This window comes from Paenibacillus sp. 598K, assembly GCF_003851045.1.
GTDB lineage: Bacteria > Bacillota > Bacilli > Paenibacillales > Paenibacillaceae > Paenibacillus_D.
Genome location: NZ_BFBX01000080.1, coordinates 1 through 9,831, shown reverse-complemented (window position 1 = coordinate 9,831; position 9,831 = coordinate 1). Strand labels below are relative to the sequence as shown.

General features: G+C 61.2%; 7 protein-coding genes. All 7 read right to left on the bottom strand.

What is annotated here, in order from left to right; all coding sequences use genetic code 11:
- A partial coding sequence (locus tag PA598K_RS36400; protein WP_185602160.1) for a hypothetical protein occupies positions 1 to 284 on the bottom strand: 284 nt, incomplete at its 3' end.
- A 431-nt stretch (positions 285 to 715) separates the two neighbouring features.
- On the bottom strand, positions 716 to 1,330 hold the full coding sequence (locus PA598K_RS21975; RefSeq protein ID WP_128659025.1) for a Yip1 family protein: 615 nt from the start codon (positions 1,328 to 1,330) through the stop codon (positions 716 to 718).
- Positions 1,327 to 2,976, bottom strand: a complete 1,650-nt coding sequence (locus tag PA598K_RS21970; protein ID WP_128659024.1) for a hypothetical protein — start codon at positions 2,974 to 2,976, stop codon at positions 1,327 to 1,329. Before PA598K_RS21970 ends, PA598K_RS21975 begins: the two co-directional genes overlap by 4 nt.
- Positions 2,977 to 2,986: 10 nt before the next feature.
- A complete protein-coding gene (locus PA598K_RS21965) occupies positions 2,987 to 3,853 on the bottom strand; it encodes a carbohydrate ABC transporter permease (RefSeq protein ID WP_128659023.1) in 867 nt (288 codons plus the stop codon).
- Positions 3,854 to 3,855: 2 nt separating this feature from the next.
- Positions 3,856 to 5,163, bottom strand: a complete 1,308-nt coding sequence (locus tag PA598K_RS21960; RefSeq protein WP_260405540.1) for a carbohydrate ABC transporter permease — start codon at positions 5,161 to 5,163, stop codon at positions 3,856 to 3,858.
- Entirely contained in the window at positions 5,160 to 8,207 is a 3,048-nt protein-coding gene (locus PA598K_RS38820) for an extracellular solute-binding protein (protein WP_305780249.1), read from the bottom strand. Before PA598K_RS38820 ends, PA598K_RS21960 begins: the two co-directional genes overlap by 4 nt.
- A 21-nt stretch (positions 8,208 to 8,228) precedes the next feature.
- Positions 8,229 to 9,650: an ABC transporter substrate-binding protein gene (locus PA598K_RS21950; protein WP_128659020.1), complete on the bottom strand. Its 1,422-nt coding sequence runs from the start codon at positions 9,648 to 9,650 to the stop codon at positions 8,229 to 8,231.
- Between the last annotated feature and the right edge of the window lie 181 nt (positions 9,651 to 9,831).

Sequence of the window (9,831 nt, the reverse complement as noted above, 5' to 3'; positions counted from 1 at the left end):
GGGTCGGCGCCGGGCGGCGGGCTCTCCCCCTGCACCTGAGTCATATTGGCAGCATCGCCCCCTGTCGGTGCGATGCGAGACCGCGCCGTTGCGCTGGAGCTTCCCATTGGCCGCGCTTCGTCTACAGCATCCGCACCGGACTCTGGCTCGGCGGCAGACACAGCCGTTCTCGTTGCCAGTAGCGACGGCACTGTCAACGAGAGCAATTGCTGCCCCGTCATCACAACCACTAGCACGATGGCTAACCACCCCGCCGCCCACTTCCGTTCCGATACTCTTTTCACGATCAGACCTCCTCAACGTTACCCTGAAGGGATAACTTCCATCGTAAGCGTAGCTTCGCTTCTCCAGTAACGATTCCGTTCCTCATCGGCTTTTTTCAAACAGCCTAATTGGGACTATCTCCAGGTCGCCGCGGCGTGTTGTCAGTAACCTGTGTCCAAGGGCAGTTTATGCCATTTTTCGCACAAGTCCGGACCGACGCGCAGTTTCCAGGTCATTTTGTGCCATTTTTCGCATAAGTCTGGACACTGCGCCGTTTTTCGAGTCATTTTGTGCCATTTTTCGCACAAGTCTGGGCGCTGCATCGTTTTCCGAGTCATTTTATGCCATTTTTCGCACAAGTCTGAACGTTGCACCGTTTTCCGAGTCACTTTGTGCCATTTTTCGCATAAGTCTGGACATCACACCGTTCTACGAGTCATTTTGTTCCAATTTATGCCCGCAGCCGCAGCTCCTTGGCGATGTCCGTGACGAAGCTGATGAATTGGTTGGCCAGCCCGAAGAGCAGGATGCCCGCGAACCAGACAATCAGCATGCCGACGATACTTAGCGAGATGATGAACAACGCCTTGCCCAGGTTGAAATTGTGCAAAATCTTCACCTTGAGCAAGACGAGCCAAGCGACCCAGGCGTAGACCGCTACGGTGAGCATCTGTACGGTGCCTGACTCATCGAGCGAGAGGATGCGGGTAAGCAGCGTCACGGGAATCATGCAGACGGCATAGGGAACCAGCGCAAAAGCGCTGCCGTAGACGATCTCGCGAAACTTGCCCTCGCCGTCCAGGATGGCGCTGACCGCCCAATGCGCGACGCACCATGTCGCCCACGGGACGACAAGCCAGATCAGCTCCTGCACGGCGGAGATCTCGTAAGGCTCCCGGCTCTGGTATGAGAAGCCAGCGGCGTAAAGCGTCAGCATGCGCACTAGATAGGCGAGCGCGACGATATACAACGCCTGGACGACTCGCGGCATGCCCGGCTCCTGAATCTCCTCAAAAAAATCAAACGGCTTGGCCAGGATGCGGCCCATCATGGCAAACGTGCTCATCTCGTCAGCTCCTTCCCTGCGCCGGGCCCTTGCGCGCCCGTTTGCCCGCTACCCTGACTGCTCGCCTCTCCATCTGCCTGTCCATCTGCCTGACCACTGGAGCGAGCCTTCGCCTGACCACTTATCTGTCCACCAGACTGACCGCTAACCCGCTCATTGCCACGCCCGCTCCCCTGCTCACCGGCCCACCCATTCGCCCGCCTACTCCAGCTCGCCCGCCCACCTCTGGCGCCAATCGCGCGAATCAGCCGCGGCGCGCCCCAGCGCAGGGCCACGAAGAGCAGGATGGCTCCGATGGCGAACACGGCGAAGTGCTCGCGGACGAAATCCTTGCGGTATTCCTTGAAGGCGACGGAGTAGTCTGCCCGCGCGCCGGCGAGCTCAAAGTAGTCCATCGCCTCCCGGTAACGCTCGGCCTTGTACATCGCCTTGCCGATCGCGATATAGGCCATCTCGTAGTTGCCGTTTACGCGCAGCACCTCCTGCCACAGCGCCTCGGCTTCGCTATAGCGTCCGTCGACGTACAGCGTCGACGCTTCGTGCACCAGATCGGCGAACGGCGTCGTGCGGAACATATCGATCCGGTTGCGTCCGCGATCGACAACGTACAGATTGCCATTGAGGTCCTGCTTCAGGTCCGACGGCGTTACGAACAGTCCGTTCTGCTCGCCGGTGCCGCCGAAGGAGAAGAGGAAGTTGCCCAGCTTGTCATACTGGAACACCTTGCTCGTCTGCAGATCGAGCGCCGAGATGATACCCTCCGGGCTGACCGTGACGCCGATAAAGGAGGCCATCGCAAACGGGCCGACCGTGTACAGATCGCCGTAGGGACGAGCCGTCCCGAGGTTGAGCGTATCGACGCCGACCGGTGACAGCCGCTTCAGCTGATTGACCTCCTCTCCGAGCGTCGTCGTGTACATGAAGCCTTCGTCGTCGAGCTCCAGGTTGGAAAACTCCGCCGGTACAATCGCCGACAGCTTGCGCTGCTGCGCCTCCGTGGCGATCAGCTTCACGAACAGCCGGCTCCAGCTAAAGCCGACATGGTTAGCGCCGTAGAAGCCCCGGAACTGCCCGGTCGGATCGATCTGCAGCAGCCCCTGCGTATTGCCCTCGCTGACGACGTACATATAGTCCCGCTTGTCGAGCACGAGCTTAGAGGGCGAATACGAGAAGGTGCTGCCGATTAGCGGGCTCTCCGGCTTCGGGTAGTCGCGGACGAACGCGCCAGCGGCGTCGAATACGACGATCCGGCCGTTTTTCGTATCTGCCGCATAGACGGTGCCGTCGGCCTTGACATAGACGCCCTTCGGCTCGCTCAGCGCGCCCGGCCCCTCGGCATCGCCGAACGATTGGACGTAGCGGCGGTCGCGATCAAGCTGGACGATCCGATTGTTGCCAGAGTCGACGATGTACAGCATGCCGTCCTCTGCGAAGTACAGCGACTCCGGACGATTGAACGCGCCGATCGCCGGGTCCTCTGTGCCGTCGATCGAACCGGCGTATACATAGCCCGCGATCGAGCGGACCTCGCGGTCGGAGCTGTACGTATACCCGTGATAAGGGATCGTCGCCGATGCGCTTGTCGGCAGCAGCGCCCACCCAACCAGCATTACCAGCACTATCAACACTGCCATCACTGCTTTCATGCGCTGCCTCCTATTCCTTCAGTCCTGAGTGCGCCATCGTCTGCAGGACCATCCGTTGGGTGATGACGAAGACGAGCAGCGTCGGCACGATCATCAGGAAGCTGGCGGCCGCAAAGGTGCCGACTCTGGCGATAACCCCCGCGCCGCCCTGGATCGTCTGGATTGCCAGCGGCAGCGACTTCATATTCTCGCTCGTCGTGTACACCATCGACGGATACGGGTCGTTCCAGGCCGTGATGAAGCTGAACAGCGCGAATGTGGCGATCGCTGGCTTGAGCAGCGGCATGATGATAACCCAGAATACACGCCATTCCGAAGCGCCGTCGATCCGAGCCGCCTCCAGCAGCGCATCGGGAATCTGACGCAGGAACTGCGTCATCAGGAACATCCCGATCGGAGCGGCGAGATACGGCAGGATCATCGCCCAGTATGTATTCATAAGGCCAGACTGGCTGATGAGCAGATACTGGGGAATCTGCAGCACCATCGGCGAGAACATGAGCGCCGCGACGATCATATCGAAGATGATCTTTTTGAACGGCATGTTGTGCTTGGCCAGCGGGTAGGCCGCCAGAGCGGAGAAGAGCACGCCGCCGGCGACGATGCCCGCTGTGACGATGACGCTGTTGAGTATGTAGCGCGCGAACGGGACATAGGAGGTGCCTGTGATGAGCAGCAGGTCCCGGAAGTTGAGCAGCGTCGGATTCTGCACGAAAAAACGGGGCGGGAACAAAAACAGCTCGCTGATCGGCTTGAGCGCCGTCGACGCCATATAGACGAGCGGCATCAGCATGAGCAGACCGAAGCCGGTCAAAAATCCGTACAAGCCCACTCCGCCCCAATCCAGCCTCCTGCGTCCGACATGCAATCGCGACACGGTTAATCCCTCCCCAGAACATTAAATATAAGTCGGTTCAAGCCCATCATTAGCAGGAACAACACGACCGCAATCGCCGAGGCATAGCCCATCTCGAAGCGGATGAACGCATAGTCGAACAGATGGGTGAGGATCGTGTGCCCCGCATACAGCGGACTGGGCAAGCCGACCAGTTGTACGCTGATGTCGAACACCTGGAGCGACGAGACGACCTGCATGATCGCCCCGAAGAGCAGCTGCGGCTTCACCGCTGGCACCGTAATATAAAAGAGCTGCTGCCAGCGGTTGCGGATGCCGTCGATGGCCCCCGCCTCGTACAGATCCTTGGGCACGTTTTGCAGACCGGCCAGGAAGGCCAGGAAGCCGACGCCCATGCTCATCCAGAGCGAGACGATGATGATGACCGGGACGATCGAGCGGATATCCTGCAAGTACAGGAACGGCTCGTCGAGCAAGCCGATCTGGATGAGCCAGTTGTTGAGCAGCCCCTTGCGATCCCCGGCGAACATGTACAGCCAGACGACCGACATCGCGGTCGCGCTCGTAATCGACGGCGTATAGAAGCATAACGTGTAGAAAAACCGGTACTTGATCGGAATCTGGCTGATCAGCCAGGCCAGCAGGAAGGCCATCACATAGCCGACCGGTCCGGTAATGAAGGCGAACTTCAGCGTGATGCCGACCGCCTGCATAAAGATGTCGTCATCGACGAACAGCAGCTTGTAATTGGAAAAGCCGATGAAGCGCGGCGACTCCAGAATATTGTAGTAAGAGAAGCTGAGCGCAATCGAGGTAATGATCGGCACGATAATAAAAAAGGTAAACAAGAGCAAAAACGGCGCCAGGAACAGATAGGAAATCTTATGCCGCTTGATCTCGCTCCACAGCAGCGCCAGCCGCGAGCGCAACGGTCGGCGGCGCGGCGCAGACTGGCGAGCAGTCGATGGCGCGGCCGGTTGCGTGATCGCTTGGGCGGCCGATGGCGCAGCAGATTGCACGGTCGGTTGCCCCGTCGGTTGGGCAGCCGTGTGAACGGCTGGTTGCTCTCCCGATTGGGTCGCCAACTGCACGGTCGGTTGGGCAGCCGTGTGACCGACTGGTTGCTCAGCCGGTTGGGCCGCCGACTGCACGGTCGGTTGCGCAGCCGCGTGAACGGCTGGTTGCTCAGCCGGTGAGGCCGCCGACTGCACGGTCGGTTGCCCCGCCTGTTGCATGGCCGATGGAGCGCCCGAGTGTCCCGCCTGTTGCGCACTTGGCGCGGCCGGCCTGGCAGCAGTGCTGCCAGGCACAGCGCTTATCCTTATTGTCATGGCTCCTCGCCTCCTCCCGCCGCATCGAGCCGACCTTGTCGATCCTGTCGATCCTGTCGATCCTCCCGATCCTGTCGAACCTGTCTTTCCTCTCGGTCCTCCCGATCCAGTCCGAACTCTTCGCGCTTCTTGCGCAGCTCCTTGTTGATCTCACGCACGCCCGCCTCGACGGCCTCGCGGTGGATGCGCCCGTTGAGGACGATCTCGTTCCACATATTGGCTACGTGACGGGTCGTAAAATAACCGCCCAGCACAACCTCGCGCTCGCGGAACCATTCCCACTGCTCGAGGATCGCGTCGATGTCGGACTGCTGCCACGGCAGCCGCTCGAGCGCCTCGACATTGGCCGTATTCCAGCGGGCCTCGACGCCCAGCAGCGCCTCCAGCTCGGAGCCGAACCGCTCCTGCGCATCCGCGCCCGTCCACCACTTCAGGAACTCCCACGCCTCCTCCTGACGGTCCGAGGAGCGGAAGATCATCCCGGTCTGGGCCAAACCGCCCGTCGATCGGTTGATGCGGCCATCCGCCTGCTCGATGCCAGGCATCGGCTTCATCGCCCACCAGCCGGTCAGCTCGGGAGCGGCCGTCGAGAGCAGGATATACGTCGAGTAGTCCGCCACGCCGATCGGCATCTCGCCGGATCGGAAGCGGTTGTAAAAGTCCGCCTGCTTGGCGATCCGGTAGTTGGTGAACAGTCCCGTCCACATCCGTATCGCCTCCAGCGCCTCCGGCGAGTCGAGCGCCGAGCGCTGGCCATTCTCGCTATAGAACTCGCCGCCGTTCTGGAACAGGAAGGGCGCGAACTCGTTGATCGCCATCGCGGGCGCATTGGGCGCATGCGGATAAAAGAAGTCCATGCCGTTCTGCTGCAGCAGCGGGATCAAGTCCATCGCCTCCTGCCAGGTATCGGGGATATCCGCCTCTGTCAGGCCCAGCTCCTCCATGATGTCCTTGCGATAGAACAGCATGTAGAAATTCTGGTTCTCGGGGAGGGCAAAGTGCCCGCCGTTGTACTGATACGGGATAAGCGCGCCAGGCCGGAACCGGGCGGCCACCTCGTCGTAATCGTCAAAGGAAGCGAGGTCGACCAGCGCATTGCGCACGGCAAAATCGATCGGCACCTCGCCCTCGACGCCAAGCGCCACGTCCGGGGCCAGCCCCGAGGTGTTGGCGAGCATCAGCAGCTGCATCTGCTGCGCCGGGATGACATTGACATTGACGCGGATGCCTGTCTCCGGCGTGAAGTCCTCGTCGATCATCTGCTTGATGATCTCGACCCAGTCGCGGCCACGCGCGATCCAGACGTCGAGTACCTCCTCGTCCTCCTCGTAGACCGTGCCGACACCGCCGTACTCCTTGGTGAACGAACGCGCCACATCGGCGACGCTCGTCCCAAGCCGCTCATACCAGGGCGCGGCCGGACGCGGCCACGGCTGATCCGGCGACTTTACGATCAGGTAGTCGAGCAGCAGGCTCTGCCGGCTCAGACCGTTGGCCCACAGACCAAGCGCCGATTGCAGCTCCGAGAACTGCGTCAGCCGCGCCGGGATCGCTGCGGGATCGTCCGCGAGACTGAGCAGCACGTCCCTGGCTTCATAGAGCGTGCTCGCCTCCGAGCTGCCCTGCTTGACGCCGAAGTCGTAGAGCTGGCGAATCGCGTCGTCCATCTCCCAGGCCATGTTCTGCAAGCGCGGCACCAGGTTCGGGATGTTGCGCTCGAGCCGCCAGTCGGCGTTGGGGTCCGGATTGGTGCCGGTGACGCGTATGACTTCCCGCGTCAGCAGCGACATCCGCTGCGTCGTGTCGGTGACCCGCTCGAGGATCTCGCCCAGCGCGCCGACCTGCACCTCCATGCGGATGCGATGCGAGCCCTGCTCCAGATAGAACAGCCGCGTCTCTTCCTCCTCCGGTCCGAAGGCGCTGATCTGCCATTCCGCCTTGTATGGGAAGGAGACGGCGTTCATCTCCCGGAACGGCGGCTCGCCGTCGATCGTAATCCTGCGCTGCACCGGGATGCCGTTCAGGAACCATTGGCCATAGCGGGCCCCCAGCTCGTATAGTCCGCTCTCCGGCACCTCGACCTCCCACTCGGCCCACTGGCCGCCATCGCGCCAGCTCAGACCGCCAAAGGCGTTGAGCACGACAGAGTCCGGCAGGAACGGCTCGGTGTCGGGCTCGCGGTCCTCGATACGCTTGAGCGTCGGATCGGAGCGCAGCACGGCCTCCTCGGCCTGCACCTTGATCAGATGGCCAGAGGTTGGCCGATAGCCAGCAGCCTCGTAACTCTGCCGCACCGTCTCGTAGCTCTCTACCCTGCGCGGAGAGAATACCCGCAGCTCGCCGATCAGCGCCGGCTCCCGCACATAGACGATGCGCATGGTGTGGCTCCCCTGCTCCAGATAAAATCGGAACGGCTCCTCCACCTTGGCCCCGGCGTCGACGAAGTCCCGATATTGCCAATCGCTTACTTCCGAGCGCGGGGGATTGTATTCGTTGTTCTGATTGTCGTACCAGGGCTCGCCGCTCTCCTGCCACATCCGGCCAAAGTCGAGCTTCTTGGCCTGGAAGAACGGGTAAGCGCCGTCGATCATGACGCTGCGCACGACATCCGCCCGCTTGCCGGGAAATGCGTAATACGTCATCCCCATCTGATAAAAGCCGCTCGCCGGCACCTCAAGCTCGTATTCGACCCAGCCGCCCTCCTCCGACAAAGCCACCGCCTGTTGCGGTCCGCCTGTCGGCGCAGTCTGCACCTCTGCCCCCTCGCTGCTGAGCGCCGCATAGTCGACGGAGCGGATACGCGCCTCGAACCCTTCGGTGTCGAGCGCGCCCTCGGCCTGGAGCGCCGACAGCACCTTGTAGTACGACGGCTCCAGCAGACTGCTTGTGTCCTCCGATAGCAGGATCGAGCGGTCGTCGAGCCCCTCATGCCGCGGCACGGCAGCCATCGCGCTGTCATCGAAGCCGCGATTGTCGTTCCACACATAGACGCCGACGGCGAGCAGCAGGATGACCGCCAGCGACACCTTGTACCGCTTCACCATACCAATCACGCGGGTATCCCCCTATTGCCCCAGTTGCTTGCGCAAATTGTCGATATCGTCCTTCAGCATGCTCTCGGCATCCTCCTTGGCCAGCTGCAGCGTCGTCCGCGAGTCGATGTTTTTGTCGAGCGCGTCGAGGATGCGCGGCACCCACAGCTCCCAGCCCCGGCCGTCGAGCGGATTAAGCCGCTTGGTCGGCACCTGCTGCGCCAACCGCTCGTACAGCTTGTAGTCCTGCTGGCCGCCGAGGTAGTCGTTCGGTTGCTCGGCATACCAGGGGAGCTGGGCGATGTCTGTGTATCCCGGCTGGATCGAGTGGTTGGTCCAGATCTTCCAAGCGTTCTCCGAACGCATCACCCACTGCATATACACCCAAGCCGCATCCTTGTTCGGACTCTGCGCCGGGATGACGAAGCTCGAGCCGCCGATCGGGAAGTTGATGCCAAACGGAAGGTTAGTGACGCGCCACTTGCCTGCGAGTTCGGGGAAGTCGCTCTCGAGCTGCCTGGCCCCCCACGAGCCCAGCGCCATGCCGACCAGTTGACCGGAGAGCACCAGCTGCTTGCCTTCATCGGTGAAGGCGCCCATATGCGGAGCCCAGCCGAGCTGATTGCCGCGCTTCGTATAGTCGAGGATCTGCACCAGCTTGTCGTTATCGCGTATCCAGTTCAGCTCGCTGTCGAAGTAGCCGAGCTCGTCGCCCGCCCAGTGAATCGGACCGTCCCGCCACTCGAAGGCTTGCTTGCCGTTCGCCGCGAGCACCTGCGCGAGCGTCAGGAAGTTCTCGCCGTCCTGGATATACTCGCCCAACTCGTCGGGATCGCTCGGCAGTCCGAGCTCCTCCATAATATCGGCCCGGTAATACCAGACGCCCGGCGTCGAGTCCCAAGGCATCCCTAGCAGCTGCGTGCCGTCCGGCGACATCCAGCGCTCCCAGTTGTATTCAGGCACGAGAGACTTGAACTGCCCGGCATTGTAAGGCTCGTCCAGCAGATTCTCCAGTACGCCCCCGGTGACGTAGCGCGTGAATTGCCCTTGCTCGACCTCGGCGATATCCGGTGCGCCGCTGCCGCTGGCCAGCGCTGTTTGCAGCTTGTCGTGCAGCTCGTCAAACGGGACGAATACGGTGTTCACCTTAATGCCGGGGTACTCTGCCATGAAGGCGTCCGCGACCTGTTCGAAAACGTTTTCATTAAAAGCCCAAATCGTAACCTCGCCGCTCACATCCTTGCCAAAATCCTGTTCGACTGGCGTTTCCTCGGCCGTCTGCTGACTGTTGTTTTCCGCCGCATTGGCAGGAGTTGTCGTCGCATTGCCGCTATTGGTGCCATTGCCTGCATTGCCGCCATTCCCGCCGCTTTCGCCATTGCCTCCCGAGCATGCCGTGAGCAGCAGCGTCAACGCCAGCCCGCTTAATGCCGCTTTGCTTCTCCATACGTTCATTCCAAAAACCTCCCTGGGTTCAATTTGAACTACCTTGCGCCAGACGTCAGTCGCCCTCGATCTGCAATCGCTTTCAATGCAAGGAGCTATCCAAGCCTTCGATTGGACCAGCCGGACGCGGATAAAATCCTCTTCTTCATTTGTTAATATAAATATTTATAATTCGTATTTATATTAACAT

Bases quoted from the DNA above. Each gene is read 5' to 3' on its own strand.
- PA598K_RS21960 (WP_260405540.1), bottom strand. From the start codon at position 5,163: ATGACAATAAGGATAAGCGCTGTGCCTGGCAGCACTGCTGCCAGGCCG.
- PA598K_RS38820 (WP_305780249.1), bottom strand. From the start codon at position 8,207: ATGGTGAAGCGGTACAAGGTGTCGCTGGCGGTCATCCTGCTGCTCGCC.
- PA598K_RS21975 (WP_128659025.1), bottom strand. From the start codon at position 1,330: ATGAGCACGTTTGCCATGATGGGCCGCATCCTGGCCAAGCCGTTTGAT.
- PA598K_RS21950 (WP_128659020.1), bottom strand. From the start codon at position 9,650: ATGAACGTATGGAGAAGCAAAGCGGCATTAAGCGGGCTGGCGTTGACG.
- PA598K_RS21970 (WP_128659024.1), bottom strand. From the start codon at position 2,976: ATGAAAGCAGTGATGGCAGTGTTGATAGTGCTGGTAATGCTGGTTGGG.